Source organism: Bacillus sp. FSL K6-0268 (assembly GCF_038005425.1).
GTDB lineage: Bacteria > Bacillota > Bacilli > Bacillales > Bacillaceae_G > Bacillus_A > Bacillus_A thuringiensis_S.
On the sequence record NZ_JBBOTF010000001.1, the window covers coordinates 5017948 to 5035402 of the forward strand.

Here is a 17455-nt window from a genome sequence, read left to right on the forward strand (position 1 = left end):
GCAAGGAGAGATTAAAAAGTGAAGCCAAGAGGCTGAATGTGGGGTAGGAGCGAGGAGAGTGAACAAGTTGAAATTAGAAAAATTTCGAAAAATAATAGGTCTTTGTCTCCTTGTTTCTTTAGTTTTTATTGGATGTTTTAAACCGCTTCGAACGTTTATTTCATCACCGAAACAACTTGTTGTTTTTGAAGGACAACAATCAGAAATATCATCATTACCAGTTTTCAAAGCTTCATCCACAAATCGTCATGTATTTACAGTGAGTTCGAATGAACAAAAACAAGGACTTATGGTAAATTCTCATCAAAATGGTGAAGCTGATATGGTATTTCAGCTTGCTGGTTTTCCAGTGAAAAAAGTAAATGTGAAAGTGTTAAAAGATTTTAAAGTAATTCCAGGTGGACAATCAATTGGTGTGAAATTAAATACAAAAGGTGTACTTGTTGTAGGCCATCATTTAATTCAAACTGAAAAGGGTAAAATATCTCCTGGTGAAACAGCAGGTGTACAAATTGGAGATATGATTACTGAAATTAATGGTAAAACAATTGAAAGAATGAGTGATGTAGCACCGTTTATTCATAATAGTGGAGAAACAGGTGAACCGCTTAATCTTGTATTGTTAAGAGATGGAAAATATATTCGTACGAAGCTAACTCCACAAAAAGACAACGGTGAATCGTCTTATCGAATTGGCTTGTATATCCGTGATTCGGCAGCTGGAATTGGAACGATGACATTTGTTCATCCAGATTCTATGAAATACGGGGCACTTGGTCATGTTATTTCTGATAATGATACGAAAAAGCCGATTCAAGTCGAAGATGGACAAATTATGCGCTCGACAGTCACATCAATTGAAAGAGGTAGTCATGGGAATCCAGGGGAGAAATTAGCAAGATTCTCACCAGATCGTGAAGTGATTGGCAATATTACAATTAATAGTCCATATGGTATTTTTGGCAAATTAAATACGAATATGAAAAACGGTATAATGGATAAAGCGATGCCTATCGCATTATCTCATCAAGTAAAAGAAGGACCGGCAAAAATATTAACAGTTATTGATCAAGATAAAGTAGAAGCGTTTGATATTGAAGTTGTTAGTACAGTGCAACAAAAATTCCCAGCCACAAAGGGTATGGTAATAAAAGTAACAGATAAACGTCTATTAGCGAAAACGGGCGGTATCGTACAAGGGATGAGCGGAAGTCCAATTGTACAAAATGGAAAAGTAATTGGTGCTGTTACGCATGTATTTGTAAATGATCCAACATCAGGATATGGTGTTCATATTGAATGGATGTTACATCAAGCTGGAATTAATATTTATGATCAAGAGAAAAAAGCGAGCTAATATATATATTAGCTCGCTTTTTCTGTTGAAAAATTCGTTGAAATTTTGTAAAAGCTCCGCAAGAGGTGTTTTTTGTTGTAAAATAAAAGAAAAGGGTTGAACGTTTCGTTGTATTTCTATGATGGAATGTGTTGCGAAAGGGAATAAATGAACGATAAACATATTTTTTTGTGATTTTATCGGAAAGTAAGAAACTTTAAAAGGGAATTTTCACACAATTGTCGAACAATTCATGTAGCCTAGAAGGATACACATGTCGGAGAATCGATTCGGTAAGGGAGGAAAAGCTGTGGAGAAAATTAAAGTATGTCTTGTGGATGATAATAAAGAACTAGTATCAATGTTAGAGAGCTATGTAGCTGCTCAAGATGATATGGAAGTAATCGGTACTGCTTATAATGGTCAAGAGTGTTTAAACTTATTAGCAGATAAGCAACCTGATGTACTCGTTTTAGACATTATTATGCCACACTTAGATGGTTTAGCTGTATTGGAAAAAATGCGACATATTGAAAGGTTAAAACAGCCTAGCGTAATTATGTTGACAGCATTCGGGCAAGAAGATGTGACGAAAAAAGCAGTTGACTTAGGTGCCTCATATTTCATATTAAAACCATTTGATATGGAGAATTTAACGAGTCATATTCGTCAAGTGAGTGGTAAAGCAAACGCTATGATTAAACGTCCACTACCATCATTCCGATCAGCAACAACAGTAGATGGAAAACCGAAAAACTTAGATGCGAGTATTACGAGTATCATTCATGAAATTGGTGTACCCGCTCATATTAAAGGATATATGTATTTACGAGAAGCAATCTCCATGGTATACAACGATATCGAATTATTAGGATCGATTACGAAAGTATTGTATCCAGATATCGCAAAGAAATATAATACAACAGCAAGCCGTGTGGAGCGCGCAATTCGTCACGCGATTGAAGTAGCGTGGAGCCGTGGGAATATTGATTCTATTTCGTCCTTATTCGGTTATACAGTATCCATGTCAAAAGCAAAACCTACGAATTCTGAGTTTATCGCAATGGTTGCGGATAAGCTGAGACTTGAACATAAAGCTAGCTGAGAGTAGAAGTAGAAAAGGGTTTTTGTTTTAGTAAAACCGATGCATGCTGGAACTCTATACTCGACAGTAATTTTAAAACTAATAAACTTTTTAATGAAAGACCAATGAATGTTATAATTCGTTGGTTTTTTTATTTTGTTTAGAAAAAGAGATTATTTGATATTATGGAAAATAAAACCTATTTTTAGTAATATTACATGTAAGTGAGTTTTTTATAAGACAATTAAATAGATATAGATAGGGGGAAGGGGAATGAAAAATAAAATTTCAACTTGGCTAGGAATAGTAGCAGCTATGGGAGTTCTTGCTATTGCAGTTACATTTGGGATGTTAGAACTTGCCGATAATCCAGTAGATAAAGAAGTGAGCGCTCAAATAGATAAAAAAGAAGACCAAACAATAGTAGGTAGAGAGGTAGATGGGGTCTTTGTTGATGTGTATGTTACTGAAAATTCTACTGAAAGAGAAGTCATTACAGCGATGCATCGCATGACTCATCAAAAAGTGGTGGCAGAACGAAAATCGGGCTCTATCCCAATGATTCAAAATAATGCTAAAAAATTAAAAGAAATCATAAATAAGAGTAGCTTTTCGAAGAAAAATGAGCTATTAGCAATTGCTAATAGATGGGCACAAAAAGATTTTAGTAAAATTGTAGAAGATCACAATTATTTCTCGGATGTTCAAGAAGATAACGTTTGTAAAGCAACTAGAGCGATGGATGCGGTAGAAGAGCAACATTATATTTTAACTACATTCGGGGAGGAAAAAGCGAAAGAACTATACGAATCAGGGGATGCTCCGCACGTTCAATAAAAAATAATATAAAGGGCTTCTAGTTTTTTATGATCGTGTTTAAGGACGCAATGGGGGCTTATAAATAAATAGTCTGCTTTCTTTATGATTTGTAACAAAAATAATAAAGGAACGGCTAAATCGCATCGTAGCACATCTGTTAAAGGATTTTAGCAGGGAAGTCATCCGTGATATAATAGAAAATAATAAAAAGCCCTGCAAAACAGGACTGTATTATTCTTCGTCTTTATTTTGTTTTTCTAATTCAACTAGCTTTTGAATTAAAATGTGTTGCGGCATATGCATGAGTTGTTCAAGTGGAACACCTAGTGCTTTTGATAAGCGGACTGCAGTATCTGGAGAAATTTGCAATGGTCTCATAGAAGTACCTCCTTTTTCGTATAGTATAGCATAAGATTGGGGGAGTGAGGATGACTCTTATATTTGCGCATCGTGGTGCGGCTGGAACGTACCCAGAAAATACAATGCTTTCATTTGAAGCGGCTGAGTCTTTTAGAGCGGATGGAATTGAACTTGATGTTCAATTAACGAAAGATGGAAAAGTTGTCGTCATTCATGATGAAACGGTGGACCGGACTACAAATGGAAAAGGTGCGGTTCGGAATTATGTATATGAGGACTTATGTAAGTTAGATGCAAGTTATAAATTTGGTGATAAAGTAGGTTTTTGTAAAATACCACTTTTAGAAGAGGTATTAGAGTGGCTTGAACAAACGAGTTTGCTACTTAATATTGAACTTAAAAATAATAAAATTCCATATAGAGGTTTAGAGGAAGAAGTTATAACGCTTGTACGGAAATTTAGTTTAGAGGATCGCGTTGTATTTTCTTCGTTTAATCACTACAGTATGAAACGGTGCCATATGATGGCTCCTGATATTCAAACTGCAATTTTATATCGCGAAGGTTTGCATAGTCCGTGGGCATACGCGAAAAAAATGGGGGCTACAGCAGTACATCCGAATTATCGTTACCTTCAAGATGCTATTGCTGAACTAACGATGGAAAGTGGTGTAGAGGTTCGCCCTTATACAATTAATGAAGAAACGCTTATGCGTAAATATTTTGATATGAATATATCGGCGATTATTACTGATTACCCTGAAACGGCAAGAACGTTATTGCCGATAAAAAAATGAGACCGCGTGTAACGGTCTCATTTTTTTATTTATAAATAGTGGGGCATTCCTATCTTCTGAAGCGAGCTTGTACTTTATTTCGTTTACGATCTCGGTGTACGACGAAGCCACCAAAAATATAAAACCCGAGCCCGAAGCAGAGAGCGCCGATTAAAAATTGTAACCACAGTATAGAGATTGGTGGGAATAGAATCCCGAATACAGTATCTCTCATTAACTTTATACCAAACACAGCTAATGAAATAGGGATGAGTGCTAATGATAGAGCAAGGTAACGCTGCATATAAACGCCCCTTTTCAGATTATTTTGTTTATTTTAATGATGTTATATGAAAAGGGGGTTTGTCAAGAGGGGGTTGAACGAGTAAGATAAGGGTGTGAAAAAATTTGCAGAGTTACTTCGAGAGGAAGTGTAATATATGAAACAAAAAGTATTAATTGTTGGTGCAGGTGAAGGCGGGAGCGCACTGCTGAATCTGTTATATAGTTCGAATATATTTCAAATTATAGGGATTATTGATATAAATCCGTTGGCAAAAGGATTACAAATTGCTAAGGAATATGGAATTGCAATTGGAGAAAGTGTAACTCCATTTCTTTCTATGCATATCGATGTAATATTTGATATGACAGGTGAAGATGATGTACATAAAGTTTTATTGGAAAAAAAGAAAAAAGACACTCTTCTTATACCAGGTGATATTGCAAAAATTGTTACAGGATTAGCGCATGAGAAGGAAGGGTTAATTGGGCGGTTAGAGGAACAAACGCAACAAGGAGAATTAATTTTAAATTCTACGCATGACGGCATGATCGTAATTGATCAAGAGGGACAAGTTCGTCTTTTTAATAAAAGTGCAGAGCGTATTATCGGATATAAAAAAGAAGAGGCGATAGGAAAATATATTTTAGAAGTTATTCCGACTAGTAAATTACTTCGCATTATACGTACGAAACAAATAGAAGTAAATTATGAACTAACATTAGAGAATGGAAAGAAAATTATTACAACGCGTATACCGATATTAAAAGAGGGCGGAGAGGTACAAGGGGCATTTGCAATTTTTAAAGATATAACAGAAGTTGTAGATTTAGCGGAAGAAGTTACAGACTTAAAAGAAATTCAAACACTATTAGAGGCGATTATTAACTCATCTGAAGAAGCGATTTCGGTTGTGGATGAAAAAGGAAGAGGTTTAGTCATTAACCCGGCATATACGAAATTAACGGGTTTAACAGAAGAAGATATTATTGGGAAGCCTGCTACAACTGATATTGTAGAAGGCGAAAGTATGCATATGAAAGTACTTCGAACGCGTCGTGCGGTGCGCGGAATACATATGAAGATTGGGCAAAAAAAGCGCGATGTAATTGTAAACGTAGCGCCAGTTATTGTGGATGGAATATTGAAAGGAAGCGTCGGCGTTATCCGTGACGTGTCGGAAATTCAAAAGTTAACAAATGAATTGAATAGAGCGAGGCAAATCATTCGCACATTAGAAGCGAAATATTCTTTTGATGATATTGTCGGAAATTCAGATGAAACAACTGCAGCTATCGAACAGGCGAAGCTAGGAGCGAATACACCGGCAACGGTACTGTTACGCGGTGAATCTGGGACTGGTAAAGAATTGTTTGCCCATGCAATCCATAATGGAAGTAATCGAAAATACAATAAGTTCGTCCGTGTAAACTGTGCGGCCATTTCGGAGACGTTGTTAGAAAGTGAATTATTTGGTTATGAGGAAGGGGCGTTTTCTGGAGCGAAAAGAGGCGGGAAACGTGGGTTCTTTGAGGAAGCGAATAACGGTAGTATTTTTTTAGATGAAATAGGGGAGTTATCTGCAAATACACAAGCGAAACTCCTTCGTGTATTGCAGGAAAAAGAAATTGTAAAAGTTGGTGGAACGAAAGCGATACCTATTAATGTTCGAGTAATTGCAGCGACACATGTGAATTTAGAAAAGGCTATTCTAGAAGGGAAGTTTAGGGAGGATTTATATTATCGATTAAATAAAATTCCAATTCAAATTCCATCTCTTCGTCAACGTAAAGGAGATATACCGAAAATTGCGGACAGGTTGATTCAAAAAATTAATCAAGATTATGGTCGTAATGTAGAAGGGCTCACTGATTCAGCTATTTTATATTTACAATCATACGAATGGCCAGGGAATGTGAGAGAACTTGAAAATATTTTAGGACGAGCGATTATTTTTATGAATTATAACGAGATATATATTGATGTACAACATTTACCACCATTACATAACGAAGAGCAGGTGGAGTCAAAGCAATCTCATTTATTACCTGAATTAGAAGAAAAGCCACTTGAACATTTAGTGACAGAGTTTGAAGGGAATATTATTCATGAATATTTGGAGAGATTTGATGGGAATAAAACACAAACTGCAAAAGCGTTAGGAATTTCCGTACGAAATTTATATTATAAGTTAGAAAAGTATGACCATGCAAAAAATAGCATGCAATAAATTGCGTACTGTGCAATTTATTGCATGGTATACAAAAAGCGACAAAATAAGACAGAATCTTTTGTTATTTTCCAAAGTATTGATTTTACTGCATTTTGAATGCGTTTTCATTATTGGTAAGACCACTTTTAAAAGTTGGCACGGTATTTGCTTTATAAATAGACGAGGGACGACGGAAAGGGTTGATTACAAAATATGAAGTTAGAATACTTAATTGATCAAGCAGCGGGACAGCCTAAAAAAACTGTAGCTGTAGCAGTAGCTGAAGATCATGAAGTAATTGAAGCTGTAGCGAAAGCAATTAAATTACAGCTAGCTCAATTTCGTCTATATGGAAATCAAGAAAAAATAATGGGGATGCTACAAGAACATGGTTTACAAACTTCAGAACATGTTGAAGTGATTGCAGCAATGTCTAATGCAGAGGCTGCAGAACTTTCTGTTAAAGCTGTGAGAAATGGTGAGGCAGACGTGCTTATGAAGGGGAACATCCCAACAGCGAATATTTTGAAGGCTGTGTTAAACAAAGAGTGGGGCCTACGTAAAGGTAGCGTACTTTCACATGTAGCAGCATTTGAAGTTCCAAATTATGATCGTCTTATTTTCGTTACAGATGCAGCGATGAACATCGCACCTGATGTAACACAAAAAGCTGCTATTATACAAAATACTGTAGAAGTTGCCCAGGCAATAGGAATCGACTTGCCAAAAGTGGCACCAATTGCAGCAGTAGAAGTTGTGAATCCAGCGATGCAGGCGACAATTGATGCAGCGATGTTAACACAAATGAATCGCCGCGGACAAATTAAAGATTGTATCGTTGATGGACCACTTGCTTTAGATAATGCAGTATCACAAATTGCAGCAGAGCATAAAGGCATAGTAAGTGATGTAGCAGGTAAGGCAGATATTTTACTCGTCCCAACGATTGAAGCTGGAAATGTGCTATATAAATCACTCGTATACTTTGCGGATGCAAAAGTAGGAGCAATGATTGCTGGCGCAAAAGCACCGATTGTTTTAACATCTCGTGCTGATTCAGCAGAAACAAAAGTATATTCATTAGCATTGGCAGTTGCGACTGCTTCAAAATAAACCAAAAAGGGTAAAACATTAGGGGGAAACGACAATGACATTAGAAATCTTCGAATACTTAGAAAAATATGATTATGAGCAAGTGGTATTTTGTCAAGATAAAGAATCTGGTTTAAAAGCAATTATTGCAATTCATGATACAACACTTGGACCGGCTCTTGGTGGAACAAGAATGTGGACATATGATTCTGAAGAAGCGGCGATTGAAGATGCATTGCGTCTTGCAAAAGGGATGACATACAAAAACGCAGCAGCTGGTTTAAACTTAGGTGGTGCGAAAACAGTAATTATCGGTGATCCTCGTAAAGATAAGAGTGAAGCAATGTTCCGTGCACTAGGACGTTATATCCAAGGACTAAACGGACGATACATTACAGCTGAAGATGTTGGTACAACAGTAGATGATATGGATATTATCCACGAAGAAACTGACTTTGTAACAGGTATCTCACCATCATTCGGTTCTTCTGGTAACCCATCTCCAGTAACTGCATACGGTGTTTATCGTGGTATGAAAGCAGCTGCAAAAGAAGCTTTCGGTACTGACAATTTAGAAGGAAAAGTAATTGCTGTTCAAGGCGTTGGTAACGTAGCATATCATCTATGCAAACATTTACACGCTGAAGGAGCAAAATTAATCGTTACAGATATTAATAAAGAAGCTGTACAACGTGCTGTAGAAGAATTCGGTGCATCAGCAGTTGAACCAAATGAAATTTACGGTGTTGAATGCGATATTTACGCACCATGTGCATTAGGCGCAACAGTTAATGATGAAACTATTCCACAACTTAAAGCAAAAGTAATCGCAGGTTCTGCAAATAACCAATTAAAAGAAGATCGTCACGGTGACATCATTCATGAAATGGGTATTGTATACGCACCAGATTATGTAATTAATGCAGGTGGCGTAATTAACGTAGCAGACGAATTATATGGATACAATAGAGAACGTGCACTAAAACGTGTTGAGTCTATTTATGACACGATTGCAAAAGTAATCGAAATTTCAAAACGCGATGGCATAGCAACTTATGTAGCGGCAGATCGTCTAGCTGAAGAGCGCATTGCAAGCTTGAAAAATTCTCGTAGCACTTACTTACGCAACGGTCACGATATTATTAGCCGTCGCTAATCATTCATATATAACTTTTACAAAAGGTGTGGTTACCTCTTATGAGGTTTCCGCTTCCTTTTGAATTTATTAGTGGAGGTAGCAACATTGTCTGTAAATCGAATTCTTGTTATTAACCCAGGTAGTACATCCACAAAAATTGGTGTTTTTGATAATGAAAGACCCGTTCTAGAAGAAACGATTCGTCATGACGTAGAACAGATTGGAAAATATAAGCGAATTATCGACCAATATGAGTTTCGAAAAGAAACGATTTTAGAAGTTCTACATTCTCATGGTATTAACATTTCAAAATTAAACGCTGTTTGTGGACGTGGTGGATTACTTCGTCCAATCGAAGGCGGTACTTATACAGTAAACGATGCGATGTTAGAAGATTTGAAAAATGGCTTTAGCGGTCATCACGCTTCAAACCTTGGAGGCATTTTGGCATATGAAATTGCTTCTGGATTAAATATCCCTGCATTCATTGTGGATCCTGTCGTTGTAGATGAGATGGAGCCGGTTGCTCGTATAAGTGGCATTGCTGGTATGGAACGCAAAAGTATCTTCCATGCATTAAATCAAAAAGCAGTTGCTCGTAAAGTAGCTGAACAGTTAAATCACAAATACGAGGATTTAAATTTATTAGTTACACATATGGGCGGTGGCATTACAGTTGGTGCTCATAAAAAAGGAAGAGTAGTCGATGTGAATAACGGTTTAAACGGAGAAGGACCATTTAGTCCAGAGCGCGCTGGTACAGTACCAGTAGGGCAACTAGTAGAAATGTGTTTCTCTGGTGAGTATTACCGTGATGAAATGATTAAAAAACTTGTCGGACAAGGTGGACTTGTAAGTTTAATCGGTACAAATGATGCGATTAAAGTAGAGAAAATGGTTGAAAAAGGTGATCCTGAAGCAACTCTTATTTATAAGGCAATGGCATATCAAGTTGCAAAAGAGATTGGCGGAGCTAGCGCTGTACTTCACGGGAAAATCGATGCAATCGTATTAACTGGTGGACTGGCATACAGTAAAATTCTTGTCGATGAAATAAAAGAGCGAGTGGACTGGATTGCAGATGTTATCGTACATCCAGGCGAAGATGAGTTAGAAGCGTTAGCAGAAGGAGCACTTCGTGTGTTACGTGAAGAAGAAGCTCCAAAAGAATACGTTGTACGTGAAAAAGAAACGGTAGCTAGGGGTTGAGATAATGGCAAAAGAATATGATTTAGTCATCGTTGGCGGCGGTACTGGTGGATATGTTGCTGCAATTCGTGCATCACAATTAGGATTAAAAACAGCACTAGTCGAAAAAGAAAATCTTGGTGGTACTTGTTTACACAAAGGATGTATTCCTAGTAAAGCTCTTTTACGTAGTGCGGAAGTATATGCAACTGCTAAAAAAAGCGAAGAGTTCGGAGTTATTGCAAGCAATGTAGAACTAAACTTTGCGAAAGTACAAGAGCGTAAAGAGAAGATTGTAACGCAGCTTCATAAAGGCGTTCAACATTTAATGAAACAAGGTAAAATTGATGTGTTTGAAGGTATTGGTCGTATTCTTGGCCCGTCTATTTTCTCTCCTATGCCAGGGACAATTTCAGTTGAACTTGCAAGTGGAGAAGAGAATGAAATGTTAATTCCAAAAAATGTACTTGTTGCAACAGGTTCTCGTCCAAATTCATTACCAGGTTTAGAATTAGATGGAGAATACGTAATGTCTTCGGATCATGCCCTAAAAATGGAAACGCTTCCTAGTTCGATTATTATCGTTGGTGGCGGTGTAATCGGTATTGAGTGGGCATCTATGCTTGCTGACTTCGGTGTAGAAGTTACAGTATTAGAGTATGCAAAAACGATATTACCACTAGAAGATCAAGACGTTTCAAAAGAAATGCAACGTCTATTCAAGAAAAAAGGTATTAAAGTGGTAACTGGTGCAAAAGTATTACCAGAAACATTGGTAAAAGATAATGGAGTAACAATCCAAGCTGAACATAACGGTGAGAATAAAGAATTTAAAGCTGAAAAAATGCTTGTATCTGTTGGAAGACAAGCGAATACGCAAAATATTGGCTTAGAGAACACAGATATCGTTGTGGAAAAAGGATACATTCAAACAAATGAGTTTTATCAAACGAAAGAATCGCATATTTACGCAATTGGAGATGTAATCGGTGGTTTGCAACTTGCTCACGTTGCTTCTCATGAAGGAATTGCTGCAGTAGAACATATTGCAGGGAAAGAAGTTACACCAATTGATTACTCTATGGTATCAAAATGCGTATATAGCAGTCCAGAAGTTGCTTCTGTTGGCTTAACAGAACAAGAAGCGAAAGAAAAAGGCTATAAGTTAAAAGTAGGTAAGTTCTCATTCCGCGCAATCGGAAAAGCACTTGTATACGGAGAATCAGATGGTTTCGTAAAACTTGTAGTTGATGAAGAGACAAATGACATTCTTGGTGTTCATATGATTGGACCACATGTAACAGATATGATTTCTGAAGCTGGTCTTGCAAGAGTACTTGATGCAACACCTTGGGAAGTAGCACATACAATTCATCCGCATCCATCATTATCTGAGGCGATTGGTGAAGCAGCACTTGCTGTAGATGGAAGAGCGTTACACGCATAAAAATGTGGATTTAGGAGGTTATGAAAAATGGCAGAAGTAAAAGAAAAGCGCCATGAAGAGCTTGGCTTAAGTGATGAGCAAGTATTAGAAATGTTCCGTACGATGTTACTTGCACGTAAAATCGACGAACGTATGTGGTTATTAAACCGCGCTGGTAAAATTCCATTCGTAATTTCTTGTCAAGGACAAGAGGCTGCACAAGTTGGAGCGGCGTTCGCTCTTGATAGAGAGAAAGATTATGCATTACCATACTATCGTGATATGGGTGTTGTACTAGCATTTGGTATGACAGCTAAAGAGCTTATGTTGTCTGCTTTCGCGAAAGCTGGAGATCCAAACTCTGGTGGTCGTCAAATGCCTGGTCACTTCGGTCAAAAGAAAAATCGTATTGTTACAGGTTCATCTCCAGTAACAACGCAAGTACCACATGCAGTTGGTATTGCACTAGCTGGAAAAATGGAGAAGAAAGATTTAGTAACGTTCGTTACATTTGGAGAAGGTTCTTCAAACCAAGGTGACTTCCATGAAGGGGCAAACTTTGCTGGTGTACACAAACTACCTGTTATTTTTATGTGTGAAAATAACAAATATGCAATCTCTATTCCGGTTGAAAAACAATTAGCATGTAAAAACGTATCAGATCGTGCAATTGGTTATGGTATGCCTGGATATACAATAGACGGAAACGATCCGCTTGCAGTATATAAAGCTGTAAAAGAAGCAGCAGATCGCGGTCGTCGTGGTGAAGGCCCAACTTTAATTGAAACAGTATCATATCGTTTAACAGCACATTCTAGTGACGATGATGATCGTGTTTATCGTGATAAAGAAGAAGTAGAAGAAGCAAAGAAAAAAGATTCAATTATAACATTCGCGGCTTATTTAAAAGAAGCTGGTGTGTTAACTGAGGAATCGGAAAAACAAATGTTAGACGAAATTATGCATATCGTAAATGAAGCAACAGAATATGCAGAAAATGCTCCGTATGCAGCACCTGAAGATGCATTGAAGCACGTATACGCAGAATAGGGGGGAACGTTTCATGGCTGTAATGTCTTATATTGATGCTATTACATTAGCAATGCGCGAAGAAATGGAACGCGATGAAAAAGTATTCGTTTTAGGAGAAGATGTTGGTAAAAAAGGTGGCGTATTTAAAGCGACACACGGTTTGTATGATCAATTTGGTGAAGAGCGTGCGCTTGATGCACCGCTTGCAGAATCTGCAATTGCTGGGGTAGCAATTGGTGCAGCAATGTATGGTATGCGTCCAATCGCTGAAATGCAGTTTGCTGATTTCATCATGCCAGCAGTAAACCAAATTGTTTCTGAGGCAGCAAAAATTCGTTATCGTTCTAATAATGATTGGACTTGTCCAGTTACAATCCGTGCACCATTTGGCGGGGGTGTTCACGGTGCATTGTATCATTCACAATCTGTAGAAGCGATGTTTGCAAACCAACCAGGTTTAAAAATCGTTATCCCTTCTACACCATATGATGCAAAAGGCTTATTAAAAGCAGCCATTCGTGATGAAGATCCAGTATTATTCTTCGAACATAAACGTGCATATCGTTTAATTAAAGGTGAAGTGCCGGAGGATGACTACGTATTACCAATCGGAAAAGCAGATGTAAAACGTGAAGGTGATGATATTACAGTTATCACGTACGGATTATGTGTTCATTTTGCTCTTCAAGCAGCTGAAAAGTTAGCACAAGATGGCATCTCTGCACACATTCTTGATTTACGTACTGTATATCCATTAGATAAAGAAGCAATCATTGAAGCAGCTTCTAAAACAGGTAAAGTTCTTCTTGTAACAGAAGACAATAAAGAAGGAAGCATTATGAGTGAAGTGGCAGCAATTATTGCTGAAAACTGTCTATTTGATTTAGATGCGCCAATCGCACGTCTTGCAGGTCCAGACGTTCCAGCAATGCCATATGCACCAACAATGGAAAAATTCTTTATGGTAAATCCAGATAAAGTTGAAAAAGCAATGCGTGAACTTGCGGAATTTTAATCGGGGGGACTATACATGGCTGTAGAAAATATTACAATGCCTCAGCTCGGGGAGAGCGTTACAGAGGGCACAATTAGTAAATGGCTCGTTAATGTTGGCGATCACGTAAACAAGTATGATCCGCTTGCAGAAGTAATGACTGATAAAGTAAATGCTGAAGTACCATCTTCTTTCACTGGTATTGTGAAAGAGTTAATCGCTGGTGAAGGTGATACGTTAGCTGTAGGTGAAGTAGTTTGTGTGATTCAAGTAGAAGGCGCAGACGAAGTAGCAGCAACAGCTGTTGAGGAAAAAACGAAAGAAGAACCAAAGGCAGCAGCAATTACGCCTGAAAAAGCACCGAAAGTAAAACAACCAACTGATGGAAAACCACGTTTTTCACCAGCTGTGTTAAAACTTGCGGGTGAGCATAACGTTGATTTAGATCTAGTAGAGGGTACGGGAGCAAACGGCCGTATCACTCGTAAAGATATTTTAAAGCTAGTGGAATCTGGAAATATTCCGCAAGCAGGTGCGGCGAAGAAAGATGAAGCTGTAGCGGCGGTAGTAGAAGCTCGCCCAGAAGCACCAAAAGCAGCACTAGTAGCGCAAAAAGTAGAAGCTGCGAAACCAGTTTCTGTACCTACAATGCCTGGAGATATCGAAATTCCAGTCACAGGTGTGCGTAAAGCAATCGCAGCAAACATGTTACGTAGTAAACACGAAGCACCACATGCTTGGATGATGATTGAAGTAGATGTGACAAACCTTGTGTCATACCGTAACTCAATTAAAGGTGACTTTAAGAAGCGTGAAGGCTTTAACTTAACGTTCTTTGCTTTCTTCGTAAAAGCAGTAGCACAAGCGTTAAAAGAGTATCCTCAAATTAATTCAATGTGGGCTGGCGATAAAATTGTTCAGAAGAAAGATATTAACCTTTCTATCGCTGTTGCAACAGAGGAAGAACTATTTGTACCAGTAATTAAGCAAGCGGACGAGAAAACAATTAAAGGTATCGCTCGTGAAATTACAGAACTTGCAGGAAAAGTACGCACGAAATCGCTAAAAGCAGACGAAATGCAAGGTGGAACATTTACAATTAATAACACAGGATCATTCGGTTCTGTTCAATCTATGGGTATTATTAATTACCCACAAGCGGCTATTTTACAAGTTGAATCAATTGTAAAACGCCCAGTAATTATGGATAATGGTATGTTCGGTGCTCGTGACATGGTTAACTTATGTTTATCACTTGATCACCGCGTACTTGATGGTTTAATCTGTGGTAAGTTCTTAGGACGTGTTAAAGAAATTTTAGAAAACATGTCAGAAAACAATACATCTGTATATTAATAAAAAGCTCGCTTATGCGAGCTTTTTATCGTCTTATTTCTTCATCTACATCCTACTATATGTATAAATACCTTTCCCAGTAATCTTACAATAAACGATTATGTATTAGGAATTTACGAAAATACATTGCTGATATATGGTATATGGATATAAAATAAGAAAAGAATAATTTTTTTGGCAAATCTTACTGATGAAACTGTAGTATAATATATTGTATTGTATGAAAAAGAGAGTTATTCTATATAAGTGTTTTATAGATAATGTGTAATCAGTCGTCAAAACATGAAGAATGTTGACTCCTGGTTTTTTATTTTGCTGTAACAATGTTTCAGGAGGATGTCATGAAAAGAAGTACCGAGTTTCTAAAAAGTTTAGATGTAAAATTAATTTTAATTTTGTGTGCACTATGTGTGACGAGTATAGCTGCTATATATAGCAGTCAGCAAACGGGACAGTATGGAGCTGCAAACTTTGCTATGAAGCAGGGGATTAACTACATAATTGGGGTTGTATTGTTACTTCTTATTGCTAGCATTGACTTAGATCAGTTGCAAAAATTGTCTTGGCCGCTTTATATTGCTGGGTTTGCTTCACTTATTCTTTTGAAAGTATTACCACCATCAGGTTTTACACCTGAAAAATTAGGTGCAAAAAGATGGTTTGTTTTCCCAGTATTTGGACAAATTCAGCCGTCTGAGTTTTTCAAAATTGCATTGCTTCTTGTAGTAGCAAGTATAGCAGTGAAACATAATGCACAGTATATGGCAAGGACATTCCAAACAGATTTAAAGCTAGTAGGTAAAATTATGCTAGTGTCACTTCCGCCTATGGCGGTTGTATATAGTCAACCGGATACAGGTATGGTGTTCTTATATGCTGCTGCAATTGCATGTATTTTATTTATGTCGGGTATACAAAAGAAATTGATAGCATTATGTACAGTTATTCCGTTGACCATATTATCTGCTTTAATATTTATTTTCTTTAAGTATCAAGATTTTTTCTATAATAATTTAGTTACTTTACTAAAACCTCACCAACAGTCGCGTATTGTAGGTTGGTTAAATCCATTTGAAAATGCAGATCAAGGTTACCAAACGCAACAATCGATTTTAGCTGTAGGTAGTGGAGGAATGGAAGGTAAAGGGTTTGGGGGAGGAAGCGTCTATATCCCAGAGAAGCATACTGACTTTATTTTCGCTACAATTGCCGAAGAAGGTGGGTTTATCGTAGCAGCGTTAGTTGTCTTCTTGTTCCTATTACTACTATATCGAACAATTATTATTGGTTATTCCGCTGATAATTTATTTGGTACATTATTATGCGCTGGATCGATTGGTATATTAACAGTTCAAATATTCCAAAACATCGGTATGATCGTTGGATTAATGCCTGTAAAAGGGATTGCATTACCTTTCTTATCGTATGGGGGAAGTTCCTTATTCTCGAATATGATTATGATGGGGCTCATACTATCGGTACGGAAAACTTATAAAAAATATATGTTTTCAGTTAAGTAAAAAAAGCTGGTTCGTTTTTAAACGAATCAGCTTTTTTACATATATGCTCATAAACGTTGCAAACTAAAACAGGATAGCAGTTTGAGACGGGTAAGGAGTGCAAATTGATGCATATGCATATTTTTGAAGGAGCACGGCATCTTTCTACTAGTGAATGGGTTATTCGGGCTATTATAGCATACATATTTTTAATATTAGTTGCGAAAGCGATGGGGCAAAGGTCTATCGCACAACTTCGTTTTTTAGATGTTGTATTAGTGTTATTGCTTGGTGGGAATATTTCTAACGCATTGTCTGATGAAAAAGTAGGGTTACTGGGCTCGATGATTACAACGTTCATACTCGTTGTACTTCATATTATAAGCTCAGTTTTAATGCTGAAATGGGATAGATGGAGACGCTTTTTAGAGCCAGCACCTATCATTCTTATACACAATGGTTCCATTGATTTTAGCAATTTGAAAAAGGCGAGAATTACGGCGGAATATTTATTTTCGGAACTTCGCATGCGAAATGTGAGCGATATTCAAACGGTTAAATTAGCATTATGGGAAGCGAGTGGCGTTGTTTCTATATTTCAGTATCCAGAATATGAAGCAGCTTCTCGGCGGGATCTAAAAGTGGCGGGGAGAAGGTCTCCAGTTTCTTTCATTTTAGTGAAAAATGGAAGGATTCAACAGGACGTTCTCGCTTTAATAGGAAAAACAGAAGAGTGGGCAAAAGAGTTTTTAGAGAAGAGTGCGGAAATTGAATCCATTATGTTAGCTACAGTAGATGAATCACATAAAATAAATATTTTGTTAAAAAAATGAAAAATATACGCATTTTGTCGTTTTGTA

16 protein-coding genes are annotated in these 17455 nt (G+C 37.3%); 14 read left to right on the forward strand and 2 right to left on the reverse strand.

The genetic code is table 11. The features are described 5' to 3' along the window. Positions 1 to 58: 58 nt before the first annotated feature. The 3 genes from spoIVB to MHI28_RS26285 all read left to right on the forward strand — a co-directional run bounded on the left by spoIVB (position 59) and on the right by MHI28_RS26285 (position 3257). Entirely contained in the window at positions 59 to 1357 is a 1299-nt protein-coding gene (gene spoIVB, locus MHI28_RS26275) for a SpoIVB peptidase (protein WP_002000940.1), read from the forward strand. A gap of 289 nt (positions 1358 to 1646) precedes the next feature. Continuing rightward, complete coding sequence (gene spo0A, locus MHI28_RS26280) at positions 1647 to 2441, forward strand: sporulation transcription factor Spo0A (protein WP_014894889.1); 795 nt, start codon at positions 1647 to 1649, stop codon at positions 2439 to 2441. A 252-nt stretch (positions 2442 to 2693) separates the two neighbouring features. Further along, positions 2694 to 3257 (forward strand): PRK06770 family protein, encoded by a 564-nt coding sequence (locus MHI28_RS26285; RefSeq protein WP_000791083.1) that lies wholly within the window; start codon positions 2694 to 2696, stop codon positions 3255 to 3257. A 213-nt stretch (positions 3258 to 3470) separates the two neighbouring features. On the opposite strand, the gene MHI28_RS26290 is transcribed toward MHI28_RS26285, so the two are convergent. Further along, positions 3471 to 3617 carry a YycC family protein gene (locus MHI28_RS26290; protein ID WP_001247671.1) on the reverse strand — a complete coding sequence of 49 codons (147 nt, stop codon included), beginning with the start codon at positions 3615 to 3617 and terminating at the stop codon, positions 3471 to 3473. A 50-nt stretch (positions 3618 to 3667) separates the two neighbouring features. Between MHI28_RS26290 and MHI28_RS26295 the strand changes: the two genes are divergently transcribed. Continuing rightward, the gene (locus tag MHI28_RS26295; protein ID WP_000172594.1) at positions 3668 to 4396 is read left to right on the forward strand and encodes a glycerophosphodiester phosphodiesterase; all 729 of its coding nucleotides are present in this window, start codon (positions 3668 to 3670) and stop codon (positions 4394 to 4396) included. 49 nt (positions 4397 to 4445) lie between these two features. On the opposite strand, the gene MHI28_RS26300 is transcribed toward MHI28_RS26295, so the two are convergent. Beyond that, on the reverse strand, positions 4446 to 4679 hold the full coding sequence (locus MHI28_RS26300; RefSeq protein WP_001190195.1) for a DUF2627 domain-containing protein: 234 nt from the start codon (positions 4677 to 4679) through the stop codon (positions 4446 to 4448). A 136-nt stretch (positions 4680 to 4815) separates the two neighbouring features. Between MHI28_RS26300 and MHI28_RS26305 the strand changes: the two genes are divergently transcribed. From MHI28_RS26305 to MHI28_RS26350, 10 genes are all read left to right on the forward strand, one after another. Beyond that, entirely contained in the window at positions 4816 to 6888 is a 2073-nt protein-coding gene (locus MHI28_RS26305) for a sigma-54 interaction domain-containing protein (protein WP_000810981.1), read from the forward strand. Between the two features lie 195 nt (positions 6889 to 7083). Then, complete coding sequence (gene yqiS / locus MHI28_RS26310) at positions 7084 to 7983, forward strand: phosphate butyryltransferase (RefSeq protein ID WP_000764673.1); 900 nt, start codon at positions 7084 to 7086, stop codon at positions 7981 to 7983. A 34-nt stretch (positions 7984 to 8017) separates the two neighbouring features. Next, complete coding sequence (locus MHI28_RS26315; protein WP_000171355.1) at positions 8018 to 9118, forward strand: leucine dehydrogenase; 1101 nt, start codon at positions 8018 to 8020, stop codon at positions 9116 to 9118. 87 nt (positions 9119 to 9205) lie between these two features. Next, positions 9206 to 10309 carry a butyrate kinase gene (gene buk / locus MHI28_RS26320; protein ID WP_000115782.1) on the forward strand — a complete coding sequence of 368 codons (1104 nt, stop codon included), beginning with the start codon at positions 9206 to 9208 and terminating at the stop codon, positions 10307 to 10309. Between the two features lie 4 nt (positions 10310 to 10313). Next, a complete protein-coding gene (gene lpdA, locus MHI28_RS26325; protein ID WP_001051295.1) occupies positions 10314 to 11735 on the forward strand; it encodes a dihydrolipoyl dehydrogenase in 1422 nt (473 codons plus the stop codon). Positions 11736 to 11762: 27 nt separating this feature from the next. Then, a complete protein-coding gene (gene bfmBAA, locus MHI28_RS26330; protein ID WP_000852551.1) occupies positions 11763 to 12764 on the forward strand; it encodes a 3-methyl-2-oxobutanoate dehydrogenase subunit alpha in 1002 nt (333 codons plus the stop codon). 13 nt (positions 12765 to 12777) lie between these two features. Then, positions 12778 to 13761, forward strand: a complete 984-nt coding sequence (bfmBAB, locus tag MHI28_RS26335) for a 3-methyl-2-oxobutanoate dehydrogenase subunit beta (protein ID WP_000290078.1) — start codon at positions 12778 to 12780, stop codon at positions 13759 to 13761. Positions 13762 to 13776: 15 nt separating this feature from the next. Continuing rightward, entirely contained in the window at positions 13777 to 15096 is a 1320-nt protein-coding gene (locus MHI28_RS26340; RefSeq protein ID WP_000257641.1) for a dihydrolipoamide acetyltransferase family protein, read from the forward strand. A 341-nt stretch (positions 15097 to 15437) separates the two neighbouring features. Continuing rightward, entirely contained in the window at positions 15438 to 16616 is a 1179-nt protein-coding gene (locus MHI28_RS26345) for an FtsW/RodA/SpoVE family cell cycle protein (RefSeq protein ID WP_000831177.1), read from the forward strand. Between the two features lie 107 nt (positions 16617 to 16723). Then, entirely contained in the window at positions 16724 to 17428 is a 705-nt protein-coding gene (locus tag MHI28_RS26350) for a DUF421 domain-containing protein (RefSeq protein ID WP_000550977.1), read from the forward strand. Positions 17429 to 17455: the final 27 nt, after the last annotated feature.

Excerpts from the sequence above, each read along its gene's own strand:
- MHI28_RS26285 (WP_000791083.1), top strand. The coding sequence starts at position 2,694 with ATGAAAAATAAAATTTCAACTTGGCTAGGAATAGTAGCAGCTATGGGA.
- MHI28_RS26290 (WP_001247671.1), bottom strand. The coding sequence starts at position 3,617 with ATGAGACCATTGCAAATTTCTCCAGATACTGCAGTCCGCTTATCAAAA.
- MHI28_RS26295 (WP_000172594.1), top strand. The coding sequence starts at position 3,668 with ATGACTCTTATATTTGCGCATCGTGGTGCGGCTGGAACGTACCCAGAA.
- MHI28_RS26300 (WP_001190195.1), bottom strand. The coding sequence starts at position 4,679 with ATGCAGCGTTACCTTGCTCTATCATTAGCACTCATCCCTATTTCATTA.
- MHI28_RS26305 (WP_000810981.1), top strand. The coding sequence starts at position 4,816 with ATGAAACAAAAAGTATTAATTGTTGGTGCAGGTGAAGGCGGGAGCGCA.
- yqiS (WP_000764673.1), top strand. The coding sequence starts at position 7,084 with ATGAAGTTAGAATACTTAATTGATCAAGCAGCGGGACAGCCTAAAAAA.
- MHI28_RS26315 (WP_000171355.1), top strand. The coding sequence starts at position 8,018 with ATGACATTAGAAATCTTCGAATACTTAGAAAAATATGATTATGAGCAA.
- lpdA (WP_001051295.1), top strand. The coding sequence starts at position 10,314 with ATGGCAAAAGAATATGATTTAGTCATCGTTGGCGGCGGTACTGGTGGA.
- bfmBAA (WP_000852551.1), top strand. The coding sequence starts at position 11,763 with ATGGCAGAAGTAAAAGAAAAGCGCCATGAAGAGCTTGGCTTAAGTGAT.
- bfmBAB (WP_000290078.1), top strand. The coding sequence starts at position 12,778 with ATGGCTGTAATGTCTTATATTGATGCTATTACATTAGCAATGCGCGAA.
- MHI28_RS26340 (WP_000257641.1), top strand. The coding sequence starts at position 13,777 with ATGGCTGTAGAAAATATTACAATGCCTCAGCTCGGGGAGAGCGTTACA.
- MHI28_RS26345 (WP_000831177.1), top strand. The coding sequence starts at position 15,438 with ATGAAAAGAAGTACCGAGTTTCTAAAAAGTTTAGATGTAAAATTAATT.
- MHI28_RS26350 (WP_000550977.1), top strand. The coding sequence starts at position 16,724 with ATGCATATGCATATTTTTGAAGGAGCACGGCATCTTTCTACTAGTGAA.